At 71.8% G+C, this 21,223-nt stretch carries 20 protein-coding genes and 1 pseudogene; 13 read left to right on the top strand and 8 right to left on the bottom strand.

Annotated features, from left to right (window positions below; translation table 11 throughout):
- Positions 1–88: 88 nt before the first annotated feature.
- On the bottom strand, positions 89–2,776 hold the full coding sequence (locus tag ACIBG6_RS05355) for an FAD/NAD(P)-binding protein (protein WP_399221935.1): 2,688 nt from the start codon (positions 2,774–2,776) through the stop codon (positions 89–91).
- Positions 2,777–3,059: 283 nt separating this feature from the next.
- Here ACIBG6_RS05355 and ACIBG6_RS05350 point away from each other — a divergent pair, with 283 nt between their 5' ends.
- Both ACIBG6_RS05350 and ACIBG6_RS05345 read left to right on the top strand, forming a co-directional pair.
- Positions 3,060–3,521, top strand: coding sequence for an RrF2 family transcriptional regulator (locus tag ACIBG6_RS05350; RefSeq protein WP_399221218.1), 462 nt, complete (start codon positions 3,060–3,062; stop codon positions 3,519–3,521).
- A 42-nt stretch (positions 3,522–3,563) separates the two neighbouring features.
- Positions 3,564–4,130 carry a SixA phosphatase family protein gene (locus ACIBG6_RS05345; RefSeq protein ID WP_399221217.1) on the top strand — a complete coding sequence of 189 codons (567 nt, stop codon included), beginning with the start codon at positions 3,564–3,566 and terminating at the stop codon, positions 4,128–4,130.
- Positions 4,131–4,157: 27 nt separating this feature from the next.
- Here the strand turns inward: ACIBG6_RS05345 and ACIBG6_RS05340 are convergent, their stop codons facing one another.
- Positions 4,158–5,204 (bottom strand): ArsR/SmtB family transcription factor, encoded by a 1,047-nt coding sequence (locus ACIBG6_RS05340; protein WP_399221215.1) that lies wholly within the window; start codon positions 5,202–5,204, stop codon positions 4,158–4,160.
- A gap of 121 nt (positions 5,205–5,325) precedes the next feature.
- Between ACIBG6_RS05340 and ACIBG6_RS05335 the strand changes: the two genes are divergently transcribed.
- From ACIBG6_RS05335 to ACIBG6_RS05305, 7 genes are all read left to right on the top strand, one after another.
- Complete coding sequence (locus ACIBG6_RS05335; protein WP_399221214.1) at positions 5,326–6,333, top strand: hypothetical protein; 1,008 nt, start codon at positions 5,326–5,328, stop codon at positions 6,331–6,333.
- A gap of 192 nt (positions 6,334–6,525) precedes the next feature.
- Positions 6,526–8,565, top strand: a complete 2,040-nt coding sequence (locus tag ACIBG6_RS05330) for a calcium-binding protein (RefSeq protein WP_399221213.1) — start codon at positions 6,526–6,528, stop codon at positions 8,563–8,565.
- Positions 8,566–8,713: 148 nt separating this feature from the next.
- Complete coding sequence (locus ACIBG6_RS05325; RefSeq protein WP_399221212.1) at positions 8,714–9,709, top strand: DUF1996 domain-containing protein; 996 nt, start codon at positions 8,714–8,716, stop codon at positions 9,707–9,709.
- A gap of 82 nt (positions 9,710–9,791) precedes the next feature.
- On the top strand, positions 9,792–10,370 hold the full coding sequence (locus ACIBG6_RS05320) for a sigma-70 family RNA polymerase sigma factor (RefSeq protein ID WP_399221211.1): 579 nt from the start codon (positions 9,792–9,794) through the stop codon (positions 10,368–10,370).
- Positions 10,367–11,101 carry a zf-HC2 domain-containing protein gene (locus tag ACIBG6_RS05315; RefSeq protein WP_399221210.1) on the top strand — a complete coding sequence of 245 codons (735 nt, stop codon included), beginning with the start codon at positions 10,367–10,369 and terminating at the stop codon, positions 11,099–11,101. The genes ACIBG6_RS05320 and ACIBG6_RS05315 overlap by 4 nt, the downstream gene beginning before the upstream one ends.
- A 162-nt stretch (positions 11,102–11,263) precedes the next feature.
- Positions 11,264–12,190 carry an SCO0930 family lipoprotein gene (locus tag ACIBG6_RS05310; RefSeq protein ID WP_399221209.1) on the top strand — a complete coding sequence of 309 codons (927 nt, stop codon included), beginning with the start codon at positions 11,264–11,266 and terminating at the stop codon, positions 12,188–12,190.
- A 636-nt stretch (positions 12,191–12,826) separates the two neighbouring features.
- Positions 12,827–13,690 carry an RNA repair domain-containing protein gene (locus ACIBG6_RS05305; protein ID WP_399221208.1) on the top strand — a complete coding sequence of 288 codons (864 nt, stop codon included), beginning with the start codon at positions 12,827–12,829 and terminating at the stop codon, positions 13,688–13,690.
- Positions 13,691–13,802: 112 nt separating this feature from the next.
- Here the strand turns inward: ACIBG6_RS05305 and ACIBG6_RS05300 are convergent, their stop codons facing one another.
- From ACIBG6_RS05300 to ACIBG6_RS05290, 3 genes are all read right to left on the bottom strand, one after another.
- The gene (locus tag ACIBG6_RS05300; RefSeq protein WP_399221207.1) at positions 13,803–14,108 is read right to left on the bottom strand and encodes a hypothetical protein; all 306 of its coding nucleotides are present in this window, start codon (positions 14,106–14,108) and stop codon (positions 13,803–13,805) included.
- A 53-nt stretch (positions 14,109–14,161) separates the two neighbouring features.
- A complete protein-coding gene (locus ACIBG6_RS05295) occupies positions 14,162–14,401 on the bottom strand; it encodes a hypothetical protein (RefSeq protein WP_399221206.1) in 240 nt (79 codons plus the stop codon).
- Positions 14,402–14,699: 298 nt separating this feature from the next.
- On the bottom strand, positions 14,700–15,374 hold the full coding sequence (locus tag ACIBG6_RS05290; RefSeq protein WP_399221205.1) for a TetR/AcrR family transcriptional regulator: 675 nt from the start codon (positions 15,372–15,374) through the stop codon (positions 14,700–14,702).
- A gap of 93 nt (positions 15,375–15,467) precedes the next feature.
- On the opposite strand from ACIBG6_RS05290, the gene ACIBG6_RS05285 reads away from it, so the two are divergent.
- The 3 genes from ACIBG6_RS05285 (at position 15,468) to ACIBG6_RS05275 (ending at position 18,156) form a co-directional block, all read left to right on the top strand.
- Complete coding sequence (locus ACIBG6_RS05285) at positions 15,468–16,166, top strand: NAD(P)-dependent oxidoreductase (RefSeq protein WP_399221204.1); 699 nt, start codon at positions 15,468–15,470, stop codon at positions 16,164–16,166.
- Between the two features lie 885 nt (positions 16,167–17,051).
- Entirely contained in the window at positions 17,052–17,333 is a 282-nt protein-coding gene (locus ACIBG6_RS05280; protein WP_399221203.1) for a hypothetical protein, read from the top strand.
- 73 nt (positions 17,334–17,406) lie between these two features.
- Positions 17,407–18,156, top strand: coding sequence for a transposase family protein (locus ACIBG6_RS05275; protein ID WP_399221202.1), 750 nt, complete (start codon positions 17,407–17,409; stop codon positions 18,154–18,156).
- Between the two features lie 73 nt (positions 18,157–18,229).
- Here the strand turns inward: ACIBG6_RS05275 and ACIBG6_RS05270 are convergent, their stop codons facing one another.
- Positions 18,230–19,375, bottom strand: coding sequence for an SMI1/KNR4 family protein (locus ACIBG6_RS05270; protein WP_399221200.1), 1,146 nt, complete (start codon positions 19,373–19,375; stop codon positions 18,230–18,232).
- A gap of 407 nt (positions 19,376–19,782) precedes the next feature.
- On the opposite strand from ACIBG6_RS05270, the pseudogene ACIBG6_RS05265 reads away from it, so the two are divergent.
- Positions 19,783–20,319, top strand: a pseudogene (locus ACIBG6_RS05265) (IS5 family transposase); the annotation flags it as partial.
- Between the two features lie 15 nt (positions 20,320–20,334).
- Here the strand turns inward: ACIBG6_RS05265 and ACIBG6_RS05260 are convergent.
- A complete protein-coding gene (locus ACIBG6_RS05260; protein WP_399221970.1) occupies positions 20,335–20,520 on the bottom strand; it encodes a hypothetical protein in 186 nt (61 codons plus the stop codon).
- A 372-nt stretch (positions 20,521–20,892) separates the two neighbouring features.
- The coding region (locus tag ACIBG6_RS05255) for a transposase (RefSeq protein WP_399221199.1) at positions 20,893–21,223 on the bottom strand (331 nt) is incomplete at its 5' end.

The raw sequence follows: 21,223 nt of genomic DNA, 5'->3' as shown, positions 1-21,223 counted from the left end.
ACAGACGCAACACAGAGGCGGGGCGGGGGGCCCACGCCCCCGCCCCGCCTCTGACGTTCCGTCCCTTCCCGGCGCCTGTGGGTTCCCGTCAGGCGCTCAGCCCGGCCAGCCGACGCCGGTCGAGCGGGGACGCACGCCGGTCGAGGCGCTGTTCGAGGAGGTCGCGGGCGGTGTCGCTGTGCCCCGCCTCGACCAGCGCGTACAGCAGGGTCTCCTCGATGACCTCGCGCTGCGCCGCGCTGCCTCCCACCCGGCGCAGCGAGGGCAGCAGCCCGCGTAGTCCCCGTACCGCCGTCGCCCACTCCTCCTCCAGCACCGCTTCCAGCGCGCCGCACAGGGGGACGATGACCTCGCGCTGGACCTGGTCCGCGCCGGCCGCGTGCGTGCTCAGCCGGCGCAGCGCCGGGACGTCGCCCGCGGCGGTGAGGGCCACGGCGCTGTGCAGCGCGGTGAACGCGGTCGAGGGGCGCTCGACGAGTTCGCGGGCGACCGCGTCGAGCACGCCGTCGACGGGTACGCGGCCGGTCCAGTTCCGGGACATCCGGGCCCGCCACAGCAGCGATCCGGAGTCGACGAGCGCCCGCACCCCGTTCACCTGACCCGGGGCCAGCTGGGCGAACCACCGGCGGCGCACGGCCGCCGAGTCGTCGAGGGCCAGTTCGTGGAGCGCAACGTGCCAGGAGAAATGCGCCCGGTGTACGGCGCCCCGCCCGTGGCCGCCGATCCAGCCGTCGAGCCAGTCCCGGCCGACGTGGTGGTCGCCGGACTCGTAGTGGACGTGGGCGAGGGCATGTACGGCGTGGCCGGAGGCGGGTTCCGCGGCGAGGGCCGCCCGGGCGAGCTCCCCGGCCTCCTCGATCCGCCCCTGCTCCTGCCGGACGAACGAGAGGAGCGAGGTGTGGAACCAGTGCCCCGCGTAGGCGGGCGCGGTCCGCTCCACCAGCCCCAGGGCCAGGGTCCCGTCGAGGTCCGCGACGCCGGAGAAGGCGATCGTCGGGACCGCGATGCCGAGCGCGAACGCGTCGGCGGGGTAGCGGTCGAGGTGGTCGACGAGCGCCGCGTCACCGTCACCCGCTCCCTTGCCCGCGCCACCTCCCTGGGCCTCGTGCTCCGTGATGCGGCGCGTGACGACGTCGACGAACGACCGTTCCCGCTCGTCCCCGCGCTCCCGCACGCTGCGCTGGGCGTCCGCGAGCTCCCGGGCGACATCGACGTCCGCTCCGCACTCGTGCCCGAGCAGCGCGAGCGCGGCGTGCCCGAGCGCGAACCCGGGATCCAGCTCGGTGGCCCGCGCGAAGGCCTCTGCCGCCTTCGCCCGTACGGTGACGACCCGGCCGAGTCCGCCCCGGAAGGCCGCCGCGGCCGCCGCGTGCGTGGACAGCGGCAGCCCGAACTGGTCGGTGGGCCGGCGGCGTGCCGAACGGGGAGCGCTGGTCAGCGGGGCGAGCACGGCCTCGGCGACCTCCTTCGCCTGCGCACGGATCTCGGGGATCGCGGTCGTCTCCCACAACTCGCCGCGGCGGGACGCCCCCAGGGTGAACAGCGACCGCCCCGGGTGCCCCCCGGCGTCGAGCAGCCGGCCGTGGTCGGTGGACACACCGATGCCGAGCGGCCCGGGTACGGCGAAGCCGTCGGCCAGCAGACCGGACCACAGCGGGTCGCCGCCGCCGTCGGCCCGCAGCCCCGGCCCCGTACAGTCCACCACCCAGGCCACGCGCAGCTCGCGGCCGTCGGCGAGCGAGACGACGAGGCCACCGTCCTGCCCCGGTGCCGCGGAGGCGACCCGGCCGGCGTGGATCCGGAGCCTGCGGGCGGCGCGGGCCCGGGCGACCGTCTCGGCAGTGGACGGCGCCATGCGGTGCCGGTGCACGTTCCACGGGGTGGCGTCGCGGCCGAGGAACTCCGCCCGCTCGTCGTCGGTGAGGCCCTGCCAGAGCCGTACGATCTCGGGCCGCAGCCCGTCGAGCGCGGGCCGCCAGTCGCCGTGGATCCGTCGCGTGGCGGCGAAGTGCCGCGTCAGCTCCCGGCGGAGGCGGTGGAAGGGAAGCCCGGCGAGGCCCGGCGGCGGCGGTACGGCGGGCAGCGGGGCGACCGCGTGCGGCTGTGGGAGCAGCCCGCTTCGGGACACGGCGTGCACCGTACGGCCCGGGCGGTCGAGGACGAGCGCCAGATCGATGGCGGTGAGACCGGTACCGACGAGCAGGACGTCGTCCGACTCGCCGACGGCGTCGAGCGCGCCGGGGGACCAGGGGCGCGGGACGAAGCGGTCGGAGGCGAGGAGCTCGGCCGGGGCCCAGCCCGCCCTGCCCGCCGCCGGCCCGGTCGCGAGGACCACACTGTCCGCCGTCACCGTGCCGCCGTCGGCCAGTCGAAGCTCCAGCCGCCCCCCGGCCGCGTCGGCGCACCCCGTCGCCCGGGTGCGCAACCGGCGTACGGAGACCGTGCCATGCGCGGCGATGACGGCGCGCCCGAGCGTGTCGGCGAGATACGAGCCGTAGCGGTACCGGGAGGCGAAGTCCGCCGCCGTGACGGTGGATTCGCCGTGGCGGCAGAGCCAGCGCCGGAAGTGCCCCGGGTCGTCCGGGTAGCAGCTCATGCCGCCGACGGGCACATTGAGCCGGTGCTCGGGGACCTCGGTGGCGTACGCGACACCCCGGCCCGCCTCCGGCGCGGGGTCGACGAGGACCAGGTCGAGCGCGATGCGCCGCCGGGCCGCCGCCTCGCACAACTGGACGGCGACGAGCGCGCCGGCCGCGCCCGCGCCGACGACGGCCACGGTGGGCCGCGACGACCGCCCGGACTCGGCGCGTTCCACGATGTCGGCTGACTCGGGTGACTCGGGTGACTCGGCGGGCGACGACGACACGACAGGTACCACGGACACCACGGAGACCTCCGAACCAAGGGGCGGGCACTGCACCAGCAATGTTCACTATGTCGATGAACAAAGTGGAGTCACAACGCGGCTTCCGGACAACAACACCGCGCCGCCGAGCCGTTGACGAGCCCGTCACAAGGCGCCCAGGTCACGAACCCGCCACTCGTGAGACATTGGGTGCGTGAGGATCTCAGCACGAACGGACTACGCCATCCGGGCCATGGCCGAACTGGCCTGCTCCCCGGACCGCCCCCTCAAGGCCGAGGACATCGCAGGACGCCAGGACATCCCCGTCCGCTTCCTCTTCGTCGTGCTCAGCGACCTGCGGCAGGCACGACTGGTGCGGAGCGTCCGCGGCCCCGACGGCGGGTACACCCTCACCCGGCCGGCCGCGGAGATCACCCTCGCCGACATCATCCGGGCGATGGACGGACCGCTGGTCAGCGTCCGGGACCTGAAACTGACGGGCCTGGAGTACCAAGGCGCGGCGGCGCCCATGCCGGACGTGTGGCGTGCCGTGCGGACGAGTTTGCGCCAGGTTCTGGAGAGCACGACCCTCGCCGACCTCGCGGCGGGCACCCTGCCCGAGCTCGTACGGGAACGGGCCCGCGACTACCAGGACGACGTGCGCACCTACCCGTAGGGCCCCTGGCCGTCCGCGCACCCGCCCCCTACGCTCGGACATGTGCCGGCCTCCACCCAGAACTCCGAGCGCATCGGGTCCGCCGACGGCCGACCGCGCCGACTCGTCGTCCTCCGCCACGCCAAGAGCGCCTGGCCGGAAGGCGTCCCCGACCATGACCGGCCCCTCGGCCCACGCGGTCTGCGCGACGCCCCGGCGGCCGGGCGCTTCCTGGCGGAGACCGGAGTGCTGCCCGACCTCGTCCTGTGCTCCCCGGCCCTGCGCGCCCGCCACACCTGGGAACTGGCCGCCGCCGAACTGGACGGCCCTCCGCCGACCCGCCACGACCCACGCCTGTACGGGGCCGACGCCGGGGAGCTCCTCGACGTCCTCCACGGCGTACCCGAAGAGGCCGGCACCTTGGTCCTGGTCGGTCACAACCCGGGCCTCGAAGACCTGGTCCTGCTGCTCGCGGCCAGGGGTGTCGGGGACGCCCTGGACCGCGTACGGACCAAGTTCCCGACCTCGGCGACGGCCGTCCTGACCTGGCAGGGCACCTGGGCGGACCTCCGTCCGGGCGGAGCGCTCCTGACCCGGATGGTGGTTCCCCGCGGTCACCGGGCCCCGTGAGCGGCGCCCGCCCGTGCGCGCCGCCGGTCAGGTTCCGGCGAGGAGGTTGTGCCCGAGGGGCGTGAGGGTGTGGAGGACGGCGACGCCGGTCCGCGTCGTGTCGACGAGCCCGGCCTCGCGCAGCACCCGTGTGTGTTGGCTCGCCGCAGGCAGGGAGACGGCGGCGCGTTCGGCCAGGGCCGTGGTCGTGGCGGGCGTGCGGAGGAGAGCGAGCATGTGCGCGCGGGTGCGGCCGAGGAGCGCGGCGAGCGCTTCCGGCCTGCCGCCGGGTCCGCCCGCCGAGGTGTCGGAGTCGTCCCGCAGGGGGTAGACGAGCACGGTCGCCGCCGTGGGGCGGTACATCACCAGTGGCCCCGTCGCGAACCACGACGGAACGAGGAGCAGGCCGCGACCGCACAGCGGGATGTCGTACGCCGACGCGGACGGCAGGTGGAGCGTCGGCGGCTGCCACTTCCAGGTCGTCGCCAGGGTGGTCAACAGGGCGTCGACGCCTCCGCGCAGCAACATCTCGGAGCGCAGTGCGCGATCGGTGAGGGCGCTGCCGCGGATCCGGGGCCAGAGCGGTTCCACCGACGTGTGGAAGTACCGGCGGGTGTCGGCGATCAGCGCGCGGGTCGCGCTCGGGGAGCCCTGGGCGAGCTCCCGTACCCAGGGGCCGGGGCGCGTCAGATGGCCGTTCCGGCCCGCGGCGCGGGGGATCCCGAGGTCGAGCGCGAGCTGCTCCGCCGGCGTCGCGGCGGCCGCCTCCAGAGCGTCGGCGAAGTCGTGCAGGGACGGCTGGAGCAGGAAGTCCGGCAGGAACCCGTCCTCGGTGACGAGTTCGGCCAGGACGCCGGCCCGGGCGCTCGCGGTCCCGCGGAGAGCCTGGTGCCACTGACGGGCGGCGGGACGCGGCCGGTCCCACGGCCCGTGCCCGTACCCGCCGCTGACGCCGGTGCCGCCGTTCTCGCGCCCACCGCCCGCCCGCAGGCGCAGGCTGAGCCGCAGGCTCAGGGCGGTCTCGGAGAGCGCGTTCGCCGCCGGGGCGAGGGTGATCTGACGGAGATCGGCGGCCGTGAAGTGAAGGCGGATCATGCGAGCCGATTATCGGCCCGGCGGACCCTTTTACCCAGGGGTAAAAGGCGATGCGTCACCGCCGACGCCGTTGCACGCTCCGGGTGTCCACGACGTCGACCCGACAACGGAGGCCGTACCGATGCGCCGCATCCCCGCCCGGAGAACCGCCCCGACCCCCGCCCGCACCCCCACGGCCCGCTCCCTCGTCCGGCTCACCGCCGCCACGGCCCTCCTCACGGCGCTCGCCGCCGTGCCCGGCCCGGCGGCCACCGCCCGGGACCTGCCCGGCTCCTATGTCGTCTCGCGGGCGCCCGGCGTACTCCCGGAGGGCATCGCGATCACACCGGACGGCACCATGTACGTGTCCTCGGACGGTACGGGCGCCCTCTACCGCGGCCGCGTCGGCACCCCCGACATGAAGTCCTTCCCGGCCCGCGGACTGGAGGACCGGCCCAGCTCCCTGGGCGTCCACACCGACCGGCGCGGCCGCGTCCTCTCGGTGGGCGGGGCGACGCTGACCGTCCACGACCGGCACGGACGCCTGCTGGCCACCCGTACGGCACCCGGCGGCCCGCTCGGCGCGCCCGACCTGAACGACCTGGCCGTGACGAAGGACGCGGTGTACGTGACCGACTGGGCCAACCCCGTCATTCTCCGGGCGGAGATCCGGGGCGGCGTCCTCGGTCCGCTCGAACCCTGGCTCGACATCCGCCCGGCCTTCCCGCAGTTCCCCGCGAAGTACTGGCTGTTGAACGGCATCGTGGCCGACGAGTCGGGCACCACCCTGCTGGTCGCGTCCAACGGCACCGAGGCCGTCTGGCGGATCGGCACGGCAGGCCGGGACGTCAGCCGGCTCGACCTGGGAGAGGAGTCCTTCGGCCCCGACGGCATGGTGCTGCGCGGCCGGACCCTGTACGCCGTACTCAACTACGGCGCCCCGCACGGTGTGTACATCGCCCGGCTGGACGAGGAGCTGCGGTCGGGCACGGTGACGCATCGCCTCACCGACGGCCCCTTCGACCTGCCGACCACGCTGGCGCGGCACGGCTGCCGGCTGTACGTGGTCAACAGCCAGCTCGACGATCCGCCTGGCCTGCCCCCGTACACGGTGAGCGCGATCGCCGACCCGACGTGCGGCCCCGCCTGAGGGGTCCGTACCGCAGCGGCTTAGCCCGTCCGGCGGGCGGTCGGGCGGCCCGTGTGCGCTCCCTCGCCGGGGTGGTTCGAGGGGGCCAGTGGGCGCAGTGAGGCGGTGCCCGCGGCCCGCGGGCGGGCTTCGGTCACGAAGCTGTGCGCCGCTGCTGTCCGCACTCCACTCCCCTTCGGAGGCTGTACACCCATGACCCAGACACATCCGAGACCCGCGCGGTGGCACCGAAGGACGCGGGGGAGGGCCGCGGCCTCGGCCGCGCTCGCCACGGCGCTCGTGCTCGCGCTGCCCGGTGCGGCGGTGGCCGCGCCCGGGGACCTGGATCCGACGTTCGGCCCGGACGGCCGGGTGACCACGGCCTTCCCCGGGTACGCGGAAGGCCACGACATCGCACGGCAGGCGGACGGCAAGTTGGTCGTGGCGGGTCTGAGCGAGGGTGGATTCGCGCTCGCCCGCTACCTGCCCGGCGGCGGCCTCGACCCGGGCTTCGGCACCGGCGGCCTCGTGACCAGCGCCTTCGGCGGCGGAGCCCATTCGGCGAACGCCGTCGCGATCCAGCCCGCCGACGGAAAGATCGTCGTGGCCGGTATCACCGAGGTGATCGCGGAAGAGGGCGGAGGCTGCTGCTTCTTCTCCGTCGCCCGCTACCTGCCCGACGGCACTCTGGACCCGGACTTCGGCGACGGTGGTCTCGTACGGGTCGAGGAGTTCGGCGGGTCCGCGGACGGTGCGGACGTGGCGGTGCGGAGCGACGGCCGGATCGTCGCCGCGGGCAAGGGCGGCGGTGGCGGGTTCGCGCTGGTCCGCCTCGACACGGACGGCAACCTGGACCCGAGCCTGGGCGGCGACGGCGCGGTCGTCGCCGGATTCACGCCCTCCTCGCCGCAGGAAGTCGGCGGCATCGCCCGGAGCATGGCCCTCCAGCCCGACGGACGGGTCGTGTCGGTCGGCTACGTGGGCAACACCGGCTTCGACATCGGCGTGGTCCGCTACCTGCCCGACGGCAGCCTCGACACGGGCTTCAGCGGTGACGGCATGGTCAGCGCGGACTTCGGAGGCACCGAGTTCGGCAACGCGGTCGCGGTCCAGCCCGACGGCAGGATCCTCGCCGCGGGTTCCGGCGGCGCCGGCTTCGCCCTCCTCCGCTACAACGCCGACGGCAGCCCTGACACCGGGTTCGGCACCGGCGGCCGGACCTCGGTGGCCTTCCCCGGGGACGGCGGGACCGCGTACGCCATGGCCCTGCAACAGAACGGGAAGATCGTCCTCGCCGGCGGGGCCGACGACCCGAACAGCTCCGAGGCCAACGACTTCGGCCTGGCACGCTTCCACGCCAACGGCACCGTGGACACCGGCTTCGGCGGCGACGGCTTCGTGGTCACCGGCTTCGGGGACTTCGACGAGGCCCGCTCGGTACTCGTCCAGCCGGACGGCAAGATCGTCGCGGCCGGGTACGGGGCGGGCTTCGCCTTCGCACTCGCCCGCTACCAGGGAGGGGACGTGACGACGCCTCCGCCGCCGCAGGCCGACCTGTCGGTCACGACGAGCACCACGGCCGCGGTGAGCATCGGCGACCGCGTCTCGTACACGCTCACCGTCGCCAACAGGGCGGCCTCCACCGCCACCGCGACCGGCATCACCCTGACGGACACCCTCGCCGGCGCCGGGGTGACCCTCACCTCCGCCACCCCCGCACAGGGCACGTGCACGACGACCTCGACACGGGCGACCTGCTCCCTCGGCTCGCTCGCCCCGGGCACGAGCACGACCGTCACACTCACGGCGGAGCCCCGCTCCACCGGCACCCTCACGCACACGGCGACCGTCGCGGGCACCCCGGCGGACCCCGTCACCTCCGACAACACGGCCGGCGGGACCACGTCCGTGAACAACGCCCGCGGCTGCACGATCATCGGCACCAGCGGCCCGGACACCCTGAACGGCGGCTACGCCAACGACGTGATCTGCGGCCTCGGCGGCAACGACATCGTCCGCGCGAGCTACGGCAACGACACCGTCCACGGCGGCTACGGCAACGACAACCTCGACGGCGCCTTCGGCGACGACACGATGAACGGCGGCCCCGGGAACGACACCCTGACGGGCTCCTACGGCAACGACCGCCTCACGACCACCGACGCGGTCCTCGCCAACGACACCGCCAACGGCGGCTTCGGCACCGACACCTGCACCACCGACCCGGGCGACGCCCGCATCAGCTGCCCCTGATCCACCCGTGACGCGTCACCGCGGGAGCCGTCGCCGTCCCCACGGCGCCGGCTCCCGCGGGCGCCTCCTCCCGCCGTGGCCGAGATGCCCGGGCCGGCCAAGGGCCCGTAGTTGACGCGGGCGGTGCACGGCAGGGACGGTGGCGGGCATGGGGAGAGAACGTCGCTGGTTCACTGTGCTGATCTGCCTGGTCATAGGGGGTGCCCTGACCGTGGCCATCCTCGGTGTGTCCCGTGACGGCGGGGCATCACACGGGACGGCCTCCGCCACGGGGGCGCCGGGGGACTTCGTCGACATCCGCGACGTACCGCCCGCCCGGAGCAAGCCGCTTCGAGGGCCGGACGCCTCGACCGGCACGGTCACGGTCGACTGCGGCCGCAACGAGGAGGCCCACTACAACCAGGACAACCTGGTCGTCTCGCCGGGCCTGCGAGGCGGCGCCCACCACACCCACGCCTACGTCGGCAACCTGTCCACCGACGCCCGCTCCACCGACGCGAGCCTGGCGGCCGCGCCCACCACATGCCGCGGGGGCGATCGCTCCACGTACTACTGGCCGGTGCTGCGCCGTACCGACCGGCCTGCCACGCACGCGTACGAGAAGGCGGCCGGGCACGGCAACGCCGGAGAGATCCTCCAACCCGACGACGTACGGCTGGAGTTCGGCGGCAACCCGGTCGGCAAGGTCGTCCCGATGCCCCGCTTCCTGCACGCCGTCACGGGCGACGCGGTGGCACTGACCTCCACCGGCGACGAGAACGTCCGGGCGCGGTGGGGCTGCGCGAGCATCCCCGACCGGTTCACGACCCGCTATCCCCGATGCCCGGCGGGCGACCGGCTGACCCGTACCCTCACCTTCCCCAGCTGCTGGAACGGCCTGGACACCGCAGGACCGGAGCGCACGCACCTGACCTTCCGGGCGGCGAACGGAGTCTGCCCGGAGGACACGTTCGCCGTGCCCGAGCTGACCATCCGTCTGGCCTACGACCTGCCCGGGCCGGACGTGCCGATCGCGCTGGACTCCTTCCCCGAACAACGGCACAGCCCGAAGACCGACCACGCCATGTTCGTCAACGTGATGACGGACGCCCGGATGGCGGCCGTCGCCGACTGCCTCAACGCAGGCCGCCACTGCCGACAGTAGATGTGGCACAGGTCACATGAACTGATCGTGCGGGGAATGCGTGTTGGCCACGACGCAGGCAACGGAGAGCGGAGTGGGTGTGATGGCCGGACCACTGTGGCCGCGAGGCGGGCGCGGCTCGGGTGACGAGGTGTTGATCAGGTCGGTGTACGAGGAACACGGGGGAGCGCTGCTCGCCTACGCCGCCCGGCTGACCGGAGACCGAGCCATGGCCGAGGACGTCGTACAGGAGACCTTGATCCGCGCGTGGCGGAACTCGGACGTGCTGGTCAACGGCAAGGGATCGGTACGGGGCTGGCTGCTGACGGTGGCCCGCAACATCATCACCGACCGCTATCGGGCCAGGGCCGCACGGCCGGCCGAGGTCGCGGAGTCTCCCGCGGCGCCACCGATCGAGGAGGATCATGCCGACGGTGTCGTCGACACCATGGCGGTGCTGGGCGCCCTCGACCGGTTGACGCCGGAGCACCGGGACGTGCTGACGGAGTTGTACTTCCGCGGTCGGAGCGTCGCGGAGGCGGCGGAGAGCCTGGGCGTCCCGGCGGGCACGGTGAAGTCCCGGTCGCACTACGCGCTCAAGGCGCTGCGCGGGTTGTTCGGTGAGGGTGACGAGGCAAGTGCGCCGGGGCGGCCCGGCGGGTTCAGGGAGGTGGTCGCGTGAACGGGCAGCGGCATGAGGAGGAGGTTCTGCTCGGCCCGTACGTGCTCGGGGTCCTCGACGGCGCCGACACGGAGCGTGTCGAGGCGCATGTGTCGGGGTGCGAGTCGTGCCGCGGGGAGGTGGACGCGTTGCGTGAGATGGAGGCGGCGCTGGGCGAGGTGCCGCCGGAGGCGTTCGTCGACGGTCCGCCCGAGGGGGGCGACCTGCTGCTCCAGCGGACCCTCCGGCAGATGCGCGGCGAGCGCGCCGCAGGGCGCCGCCGCCGCGGGGCGGTGACGGGCCTGGCCGCGGCCGCCGTACTGGCCGGGGTGTTCTGGGCGGGGACGGCTCTGCCGGACGCCGGCGCGCCCGTCGCACTGCCGCCCTCGCCGGTCCCGACGGCTCCCGCGTCCCCCTCGGTGCCGACCCCGGTGCCGGGTACGAAGGTCGCGTCGGCGACGGACACCTCCTCCGGCGCGCGGATGACCGTACAAGTGACCCCGGCGGTCGGCTGGGTCCGTGTCCACGCGGCGGTGACCGGTCTGCCGAAGGGGGAGCGCTGCACGCTGGTCGTGGTGGGGCGGGACGGGAGCCGGACGACGGCCGGCAGCTGGGTGGTGGGCGCCGGAGTCCGCGAAGGGGAGGGCAAGGGCGCCTCGCTCGACGGCTCGGCCGCGGTCGCCCCGGCCGACGTGGCCGCGATCGTGGTCGAGAACGAGGCGGGCAGGCGATTCGTCACCGTGCCCGTGTAGAACACCCGCCGCAGCACCGGAAGACGCCGGCCGGGCCTTGTGCCCGGCCGGCGTTCTCGTGCCCGCGAAAAGTTTCTTCGGATCCGTTGAACCCGGCCTGGGCGGGCCGCGTGTTTCCGGTGCCGACACAGCACAACGAAGTACTGGATAAGAGGAGTTGTCATGAAGAACATGCATAAGCTCACCGTCGCCACGGCCGGGGCCGCGTTGCTGTTCGGGGTGACGGCCTGTGGAACGCAGGGGACGGGTGCGAGCAGTCCCGCCGCCGCGCCGCCCGCCGCGACCGCCGCGGGCAGCGACGCCTACGGCGGGGGCACGGCCGGGGGCGCCGAGACGGCCGCGGCGGGCGGGACGACGGCCTCCGGGCCGCTGGCCGTCCGTGACGACGCCAAGCTCGGTCCCGTGGTCGCCGACGCCGAGGGCTTCACCCTCTACCGGTTCGACAACGACACCGCCAGCCCTTCCACCTCGGCCTGCGCCGGAGACTGCGCCAAGACCTGGCCCCCGGTCCCCGCGGGCAGCACCAAGCCCGGTGGGGTGGACGCCTCCCGCGTCGGTGCGCTCCAGCGGACCGACGGTGTGCGGCAGCTGACGATCGCGGGCTGGCCGGTGTACCGGTTCGCGAAGGACACCGCGCCGGGCCAGACCAACGGCCAGGGCGTGGGCGGCACCTGGTTCGCGGTCACCCCGGACGGCAAGAAGGCGGGCGCTCAGCGGCCCGGCACCGCCGCGCCGCTGCCGGCCCTCTCACTGGCCGACGACGACAAGCTGGGCAAGATCATCAGGGATGGCAAGGGCCGGACCCTGTACCGCTTCACCAAGGACACCGCCTGGCCCATGAAGTCGAACTGCGAGGGCGCGTGCCTGGAGAAGTGGCGGCCCGCCAAGCTGGTCGACCTCGACAAGGTCGAGGGCATCGACCCGAAGAAGCTGATCACCTACACCCGCCCGGACGGCACGAAGCAGCTCACGATCGACTGCTGGCCGCTGTACTGGTTCACCGGCGACAAGACCCCCGGCGACACGAACGGCCAGGGTGTGGGCGGCACGTGGTTCGCCGTGACGGCCGACGGCAAACTCGCCAAGTAGCCGGCCACCCGCTTCGCCGCCCGGCCACCCCCTGGCCAGGGGGTGCGACCGGGCGGCGGGCCGGCTTCACCTCGCCGTTGAGGCCCCAGGCTTCGACGGCGGGTCCGAGGTGGCCGACCTTGTCGGGGTCGCTCACGGAACGGACGGCCTGGATCTCTCCGTCGAGCACGTCGAGAGAACCTGCGGGCACCCGACGATGTGCCTCCCGGACTTCCCGACCGCTTGCCGCGCGGCCGCGTGGAAGCCTGCCGGGCCGACGGGACCTGCGGTTGGGGGCGGACAGATTGCGGCGCGACCCGGCCCGCCAGCATTCCCACGACCACTTCGCTGATTGCCCGCCAGAGCTTGCCGAGTCCGATTGCTGCATCGAGGGCATGAAGAAGTGCCCCATGCGTGAGACTCGGCAGCCGTGCCATTGGTCTGAAACACGGGAGGAACCGCTGCTCAGCCAGCACGTCATGGGCCACGAGCGGCTAGACCCCACACTTCTCGCCCGGACTCCTAGCTCGGACAACAGGCGCGAAGTCAATGTCGGCAAACGGCGGGCGTCAACGGCAGCGAGGTGGGCGGGCCGACCGCTGACTTGCAGGGGCGACCGGGCGAGCGTCACCCTGATAGTCGAGGGCAGGTGCTGACGTGCGTACCAGCGACGAGATCTACCACCGGGTGCTCTGGGACCCGCGCTTCGACCCCGAGCGGTTCGTGATGGGGATCGCCGAGCGCGGGGCCCCGCCGAAGCGGGTCTTGCTCGGCGACTTCGTGCCGGGCGGGGAGATCCCCTGGCATCGGGTGGTGTTCTTCGAGGCGGACGGCCAGGTCGTCTGGGACCGTGCCTCCGGCGTCGACCGGCTCGACGAGACCATCGTCGGGCAGGTCGGCCCCGTGCCGGCCCCGGCACCCGGCGACGTCCTCGCCGTCCCGTCGACGAACCGCACCGCCGTCGCCTGGCTGCCGCCGACGCAGTTGTGGCCGCCGATCCAGCACATTCGCCGCGAACACGACCGGCAGATCCGCCGCTGGCCGCCGCACGTCAACGTGCTCTTCGGTTTCGTCCCCGAAGCTGAGTTCACCCGGGCCCTGCCGCTGGTCGCCGCAGCGCTCGCCGAGACGCCGCCGTTCACCGCCCGCCTGGCGGGCGTCCACTGGTTCGGACACCGCGAGGACGCCACCGTCTGGCTCGACCCGGCCGCCGCCGACCCCGAGCCCTGGGCGCGGCTGCGGGAGTCCCTTGAGCTCCGCTTCCCGCTCTGCGGATCGCACTCGCACGGCTTCACCCCGCACCTGTCCCTCGGCCGTACCCCGGACCCGCACCCCCTCGCCCGCAAGGCGGAGGCCCTCCTCGGCCCCATGACGGCCCGGGTCGACGAACTGGTCCTGCTCTCCCGGCGCGGCGACGAGCCGATGCGGGTCCGGGCCCGCGTCCTGCTCGGCAGCGGCGACGCACGCCACCCGGAGAATCCGGCCCTTCCGGGAAACCCCCCGCCGTCACCGCCCGCCTAGCCAGACGTGGCCACGGACTTCGACATGCCCGGCCGACATACAACGAAGTCAGGAGTAGGCACCCACGCCTTCCGCAAGCGGCGCGGCCGAGAAGGGCGCTCGCCGATCTTGACTAGGGCGTGCGGCACGCCGTCGAAGCGGTGTGCCGGCGTATCGACTGCCCGGTGACGCGGATCGTCAGCTCGTACCGGGCGCCGGCGCTGACTGCCTCCGCCTGCTCGACGAGGTCGGCGGCGGTGAAGCCGAGGAGCGCACGGTCGGCGGCCGCGCGGAGCAACGGCACGATCTCGGCGACCGGCCTGCCACGTTGTGAGACCGCGAGCTCGGCGTAGGCCCGCTGATACGGGGCGCCGTACGCGCCCTTGGGGTCGTGCAGGAGGTGGTCGATGTCCTGCGCGCTGACGGTGATCTCTCCCATGACCGCTCCTGGCGTCGTCGGCCGGGCGGCTCCCGGCCTTCCTGCTTCCGACGCTACGAGCCGCCACTGACAACGACGGGCCAGGTGGGCTGCCGGCCGGGCTCCACCGGGACGATCTCGACGTCGCTGACGCCATCCGCGGCCGCCGTCCGGGCCTTGTAGTACTCGGCGCTCTTCGCGTCGTAGCTGACGGTCGAGACCTGCCGCTCGTCCCGTCCCGCCCGCGTCCACAGGAGCCGGTAGATCTGCACGTCGTCCTCCGCCGATCCTGAGGGGGTGCCCGGCGGCTGCATCGGCTTCAAGGATGGGTGCCGCCGGGCTCCGTCAGAGTGTCATGGGGCCAACGTCTGGCGTCGATAGCCGTTCCGCTCAGCGACGCCCCGCGAGCCGCTCGTCGGCGTACGCCCCGCCAGTGGCCGGTGCGGCGGCCGGGACGTCGGCGCGTCGGTGCTGTCGCCGCTCCACCTTCTGTAGCAGCGACTCGAGCGCCGCCCACCGCTCGTCACCGACTTCCCACCACGCAGGCCGAGCCACCCCGCACCCCCGGATCATCAGTCCCAGAGTGATCCGACCACCTTGAAGATCATGTGGTTAGGAGTTCTCAGGCCGCGCGCTCTGGTCCGGGTGGAGGGCGTCGAGGACGAGGGCGAGACCGAAGGTGAACTCGTCGGCGTAGTCGTAGCCGGGCGTGAGGACGTGCTGCGTGGCCAGCTCGGCGAGGTGGGGGTAGGTGTCGGCGGGCATGTCGTGCAGGATGGCGCCGGCGACCTCGTCGCGTTCCACCGGGCCGCTGAACGGCAGGCTGAGCTCCTGCAGAACGAAGCCGTACAGGTAGCTGTCGATCAGCGAGACGGCGTGCGCGGTCATGGCCACGGAGAACCCGGCGGTGCGCAGCGCGCCGATGACGGCGTCGTGATGGCGCAGGGTCGCCGGGCCGGGCCGGGAGCGGGAGTCCATCAGGCCGATGGCCCACGGATGTCGCAGCAGGGCGGCGCGGGCGGAGAGCACGCGGTGGCGCATGGCGCTCTTCCAGTCCGTGCCGTCCGGCGGCAGGTCGATCTCGCCGAACACCGCGTCCACCATGCCGTCGAGGATGTCGTCCCGCCCCGCGACGTGGTGGTAGAGCGACATCGCCTCGACGCCCAGCGGTCCGGCGATCGCCCGCATGCTGAGCGCCGCCGAGCCCTTCTCGTCCGCGAGCGCCACCGCCGTAAGGATCACACGCTCACGACTGAGTGGCGTACGCCCCGCCCCACGTCGACTCATCCACGTCTCCTTCCGGCTTCCTTGACTGCCTTACGCCATAAGGCTAGCGTGCCTTACAGCATAAGGTCAGCATTCTGTGGGAGGGGCTGCGCCATGAAGGTCTGCATCGTCGGGGCTTCGGGGAAGCTAGGGCAGTACATGGTCCGCCACGCGTTGGAGCGCGGGGACGAAGTGGTCGGCGTGTGCCGTGAGAGCAGCGTGCCGAAACTGGCCGCGTTCGAGGGTCGGATGACCGTGATCCCGGGGCCCACGAACGACCCGGACGTGATCGCGCGGGCAGTCGCCGACTGCGACGGGGTCCTGACGGTGCTGGCACCCTGGGGCGTGCGCCAGTACTCCTCGGGCACGGCGCAGGCGGTCCTCGACCACGCACGGCCGGGCGCACGCCTGATCTTCTCCTGTGGCTGGCACATCTCGCGCGACGGCAAGGACAGGTACTCGCGGCTGTTCACCACGGGCGTCAAGGTCGCCGCCGTGCTGGCCAAGCTCGTCCGTGCGGTCGAGATCGACGACCAGGTGGAGGCGTGCCGCCGGGTCTTCGCCAGCAGCACCCGCTGGACCGTGGTCCGCGGCAGCACCCTGGAGGAGGGCGAGAGCCAAGGCCTACCCGTCTGGAGCCGACACGTGGGCGACCCGATACTGGCGAGCAACCTGACGCGCCGGGTGGACTTCGCCCTGTTCATGGTGGAAGCACTCACCGACGACACCCTCGTCCACGAGGCCCCGGCGATCGTCGGCTGTCGCACCCCCAGCGCCCTGACCCACACCACCACCCCCCAAGACCGCGCCTAGGACATGTCCGGCCGATCAAGCTCGGGGGATCGGCCACACCCGTGATGGGCCCACTCGACGAGCAGGTCGGCAAGGCCAGCCAGCGGCGTGGACATGGGCCAGGGGAGGTGCTCTTCGCGACCCGCCCAGGTCAGGTGCACGGCGGCCCAGGGGAAGGATCGGCCGGTCACGCCGAAAAGGACGTCGTCCCAGCCCTCGCACCGCGCAGCCGCCACGAGTCCTGCACCGTGCAGCAGGTGCCTGGGTGTGCGAGGCATGGAAGCATCCTGACATCGCGATCCGGCAGGGCGCTTGATCGCCCGGACCCGCCCTGATTGCGGTGCGGTGAGAGCCGATTCCGCTCCGACATGGAAGACCGTCTTGAGCCTCGCGTCTTGTACATGTGGTTGATCAGCCTCCAGCCCTCGGGGCAATGGGCCGCCGAGAGGACGTTCCAGGCCTTCCAGGGCCCCACCGCTCCGTAGTGGCGCGGCCCGCCGTTAGAGCATGTGATGCTGACCCGATGCTCGCGGACCAGGCCGGCCGAGAGACCGCTGCCCCCAACCTGCAGGACAGCGAAGGCCATGACCACGTTGACCAGGTTGGTGCCTGCGGTGGAGCACCCCGGCCTGCGGCATAGCGCAGGTAGGGCTTCCGCCAGCTGCGGTCAGGGGAGATGGGTGGGGGGTGGATGCCGTGATGCATGCAGCAGGCTCCTGGCTGGAGGCGTTGGATCAGACAGGCATGTAAGGCCTGTTGCGAAAGTGGATCTTCCCTTGCGATGATCATGGTTTGGCGCGAGGGGATGGCGGACCGGCAATGAGGCATGAGCCGAAGGCGTGGTACAGCGCCAGAACCTTCTATAGATGGCTGACCTGGGAAAACTGTCCCTTCGAGGAACGTGTCGTGCTGTTCCGAGCACGGTCGCTCGACGAGGCCATCGAACTGGCCGAGCGGGAGTCGGCCGAGTACGCCAGGGAGGGCGACCTCGAAGTCCTCGACATGGTGCAGGCATACCGGATCTCCGATGGCGACGAGGAGATGGGCGCGGGTACGGAGGTGTTCTCCAAACTGCATGCACTCGACCTCCCAGCGAACGCGTTTCTCGACCGCTACGACTCAGGACCGGCACACACTCAGATCAGTGAGCGTCTTCGAGGTGGCCACCGATCGGGTGATGGTGCGTGAAGCGCAACGAGCGAGGCCCCCGGGCTGTTGATCGAGATGTCTGACGTCTCAATCACGTTGCTCGGGGGCCTCGTTGGTCATCCATCCTGTCGCACTTGACCTGCCGCATGCACTCGTGGAGTGGGTCACCATGCTGGTCGTCACCCGTGAGGGCGACCGGCGCTACAAGCTCCGTCCGTCCCAGCGCGCGATGGTGGCACTGGTGTACCTGCGCGAACACGCCACTCTTGCGAAGATCGCCGCCGGATTTGGGATCAGCGAGTCCACCGCCCACGCCTACACCCGCGCGGTCGTTGACCTGCTCGCCGAACGAGCACCGGGTCTGCTCAAGACGCTGCGCGAGCACGATCCCGACTTCGTCCTGCTCGACGGCACCCTCGCCGAGTGCGACCGGGTCGGCGACGGCCGGGCCGACTACTCCCACAAACACCGGCGCCACGGCGTGAACGTGCAGGTCGTCACCGACCCCTGCGGCCGGCTGCTGTGGCTCTCGCCCGCCCTGCCGGGCCGCGCCCACGACCTGACCGCCGCCCGCACCCACCGGATCATCCGGATCTGCGAGCGCCAGGGCGTTCCCATCCTGGCCGATCTCGCCTGCCAAGGCGCAGGACCGTGGCTGACGACCGGCATCAAACGCAAGCCACTCCAGGAACTCACTCCCACCGAGAAGACCCTCAACCGGGCGCTGGCCGCAGCTCGAGCGCCCGTTGAACGCGGTGTCGCGAGCCTGAAGTCCTGGCGGATCTTCCGCAGGTCCCGGTGCAGCCCCAACCGCATGACGTCAATCGTCAAGGCCATCCTCACGCTGGAGCGGCAGCGCTGAAGATCCTTAGTGAGCGCTTCGTCTGGCGATAACCGCCACATGAAGCGCTCACGCGGAACCGAAACCCCTGGGGTCAGTCCTGATCTTGGCTGTACTGGGCCGCGTACCAACTGGAGTCGATGGCGGGGTTGCGCAGCGCCCCCCAAAATCGGTCGTCAGGTATCGGTGGCAGTGGCGGATTGCCCAGGTCCGCATGCAGATCCGCACGCCAGTCGAGAGTGAAGTGACTCCGGGTCTCCGCGCTCTCGCACACGGATCTGTAGGGGGACCCCCAGATCCCGAGGGCTATCTTCTCCGCGGCCCACCTGCGAGTGCGGTCTCGGTCGGTGTCGGCCTGTGCGAGCACCGCGCGGAGTCGCATGGCGAGCGGGCCGGTTTGGTCCGGCCGCGGTAGGGCCACACCACGCTCCCACGCGTCCAGGGCTGCCTTGACCTCCGGGTAGTTGTTCAGCCCCGTTTCGACCGCCAGTCTGCGCAGCTGCTTCCGCGCGGCCTCGACCACCTGCTCATACGGCAGGACTGCGATCAGTGCACCGAGTTCCTCATGTCCGTCCAGGTGGCTCACGTGGAGGAGGTCGGTGGGACTGTGGGACAGGTCGAGCTCTGGCAGCTGCTCATCCGGTGCGGGAAGGGGCTCGTCGGCACTGTACTGAGGCCTGGCAGGCGGACGCGCCTCCCAGAGCAGTCGGCCGTTGAAGGTGACGACACCGGCGTCCTGGCCGCGCTCAAGTGTGTCGGCCAGTTCGGCCAGATACTCACCCAGCGAGTCGGCCTCTCCGAAGCTGGTGCCGGTCTCGTCGAAGAACCGTCCGATCGCACCGAAGGAGTCCCGCCCAGTACGGCAATCCATCAGGAGACCGTCCGACGTCACGTCGTAAGAACCGAACTTCACGTAATCGTGAAGCCAGTAGCCCTCGGTCTCCCCGTCGAGTCCCTGGTCGATGCCGCGCATGAACCCGGTGTCCCCGAGGATTCCGCTCACTCCGAGCAGCCGATCGCCCGTGCTGAACCGGAAAGCCTCAGGTCCCTCCTGCGCCCCGTTGTGCCGTTGGAGTGAAGCGACCAGGTCCGGAGGAAAGGCGACCCCCAGTTCCTGTTGCGCTGCTGCGATTTCCTCGCCGCCTGCGGGCGGCCGAAGCGTGGCAAAAGTGCGGGGCGCGTGCTCGCGCAGCCACGCGTCGATGCGAGTCCATGAGTCCTGGACCAGGTCTGATGTCATAGGGCCGACCTTAGAACCAGTGGCTGACAACAGCTTGATCGTCGCTCACCGGCCTTACCGCCGGGTTGGCGTTCAGGCCGGCAAGCTTCGAGTGGCCCCTTGTCCCGGCTCACCAAGCTGCTGGCACCGGACGCTGCAGCCGCCCACTCGACGCTGAAGCGCTCAGTCGCAATCACCCGATCGGCGGCCAACTCGAAGAAGCTCAGTGATGTCGTTCGCAAGGTTCGGTCCGACAGCAGGGCGTGGACGCCGTCGCTCGACCATCCTCACCTTCACCGCCATGTCCGCTGCGGAAGTGGATCTCGCCTTGCGATGATCATGGTGTGGCGCGAGGGGATATGACGGATCGGGGGATATGACGGATCGGCAGTGGGCTCGGCTGGAGGGTCTGATCAGCTGGGACGCGAGTGGACTCGAGCGTCTGCCGCGCTCACCAGCACGCCGCTGGTGCACGTGAAGAAGGGATCTCCAACGCGAGCGCCCTGGCGGCGTGGACATCGAACCCGGCGACCACGGGCTAGGACGCTCGCGAGGCGGCTTGACCACGAAGATCCACTTTGCGACGGAGCAGGGACAGAAGCCCCTCTCCCTGCTGATCACGGCCGGCCACCGGCACGACAGCCCTCAGTTCCAGGCCGTCCTCGAGCGCATGCGCGTCCGCCGCGCCGGTCCGGGACGACCACGAACCACACCTGACAGGGTCCGCGCCGCCAAAGCCTACGGCTCCCGCGCCAACCCAGCGGGCCAACCGCAAACGGCGCGGCAGCAAGGGCGGCCGGCCCACCTGCTTCGACAGCGAGATCTACAAACACCGCAACGAGGTCGAGCGCACGATCAACCGGCTCAGGAGCTCCCGGGCCGTCGCCACCCGCTACGACAAGAGGGCCTACGTCTTCCACGGCACCGTCACGGTCGCGGCGATCCGCTTATGGCTCCGCCCATGACTCGCCTGACAGAATCTAGGCGGTCTTGGTGGCGTTGCCGAGGATCTTGGTCGGGGTGATGCGGACGGCCACTCGAACCTCTTCCGGCGGGGCCTCCAGGTACTCCTTGCCGCCGCCCGGGCCGAGGTATTCCTCGGCGATGCGGACGGCCACCGCGTGGTCGGCGTCCTCGGCAACGGTGGCCGTGCCGCGGATCTCCACGTACAGGTAGGGGTTGGCGAGGCAGGCCGACGCGTGGGTCGCGGAGGATGTTCCGTTCTTTGCGCCGGCCCTGTTCGGTGGAGATCAGCAGCTCGCCGCCGTCACGGCTCACCCAGACCACCGAACTCTGCGGGCTGCCATCAGGGTTGAGGGTGGACAAGACGCGGCCGGGTGCGGTACGTCAAGCAGGCTGCGCACGGTGTCGTTCATCTCAATGGGCATGTCGGGGAGGCTAATCGGGCTCTCTGGTGTGGCTCACCGGAATACATTCCCGCCGTGCCAGATCGCCCAGGTGAGGCCCTCAGGCCACCCTGCCAACACCCAGACCGGTGACCCGAACGCGAGGCAGTCACGTGATCCGCCGGACACTGCCTAGTGACCTGAGTCAGAGATTCGGTGGCAGTAGGCGGCAACCTTGTCGAGGATCTCGTCGGCCGTCTTCGTCCAGATGAAGGGCCGGGGGTGCTCGTTCCAGTCGGCGAGCCAGGCCCGGACGTCACGTTCGAGGGCCTGGACGGAGCGGTGGACTCCGCGCTTGAGTTTCTTCTGGGTGAGCTCGGCGAACCACCGCTCCACCAGGTTCAGCCACGACGCACTGGTCGGCGTGCAGTGCAGGTGGAACCGCGGGTGCGTCAGCAGCCACTTCTTGATCTCGGGTGTCTTGTGTGTCGCGTAGTTGTCCAGGATCAGGTGCACCTGCAGG

The organism is Streptomyces sp. NPDC050842 (genome assembly GCF_044456565.1).
Taxonomy (GTDB): Bacteria; Actinomycetota; Actinomycetes; order Streptomycetales; family Streptomycetaceae; genus Streptomyces.
This window is presented reverse-complemented; position numbering and strand designations above follow the sequence as displayed.

Bases quoted from the DNA above. Each gene is read 5' to 3' on its own strand.
- ACIBG6_RS05335 (WP_399221214.1), top strand. From the start codon at position 5,326: ATGCGCCGCATCCCCGCCCGGAGAACCGCCCCGACCCCCGCCCGCACC.
- ACIBG6_RS05300 (WP_399221207.1), bottom strand. From the start codon at position 14,108: ATGGGAGAGATCACCGTCAGCGCGCAGGACATCGACCACCTCCTGCAC.
- ACIBG6_RS05290 (WP_399221205.1), bottom strand. From the start codon at position 15,374: ATGAGTCGACGTGGGGCGGGGCGTACGCCACTCAGTCGTGAGCGTGTG.
- ACIBG6_RS05325 (WP_399221212.1), top strand. From the start codon at position 8,714: ATGGGGAGAGAACGTCGCTGGTTCACTGTGCTGATCTGCCTGGTCATA.
- ACIBG6_RS05270 (WP_399221200.1), bottom strand. From the start codon at position 19,375: ATGACATCAGACCTGGTCCAGGACTCATGGACTCGCATCGACGCGTGG.
- ACIBG6_RS05340 (WP_399221215.1), bottom strand. From the start codon at position 5,204: ATGATCCGCCTTCACTTCACGGCCGCCGATCTCCGTCAGATCACCCTC.
- ACIBG6_RS05285 (WP_399221204.1), top strand. From the start codon at position 15,468: ATGAAGGTCTGCATCGTCGGGGCTTCGGGGAAGCTAGGGCAGTACATG.
- ACIBG6_RS05330 (WP_399221213.1), top strand. From the start codon at position 6,526: ATGACCCAGACACATCCGAGACCCGCGCGGTGGCACCGAAGGACGCGG.
- ACIBG6_RS05310 (WP_399221209.1), top strand. From the start codon at position 11,264: ATGAAGAACATGCATAAGCTCACCGTCGCCACGGCCGGGGCCGCGTTG.
- ACIBG6_RS05320 (WP_399221211.1), top strand. From the start codon at position 9,792: ATGGCCGGACCACTGTGGCCGCGAGGCGGGCGCGGCTCGGGTGACGAG.
- ACIBG6_RS05295 (WP_399221206.1), bottom strand. From the start codon at position 14,401: ATGCAGCCGCCGGGCACCCCCTCAGGATCGGCGGAGGACGACGTGCAG.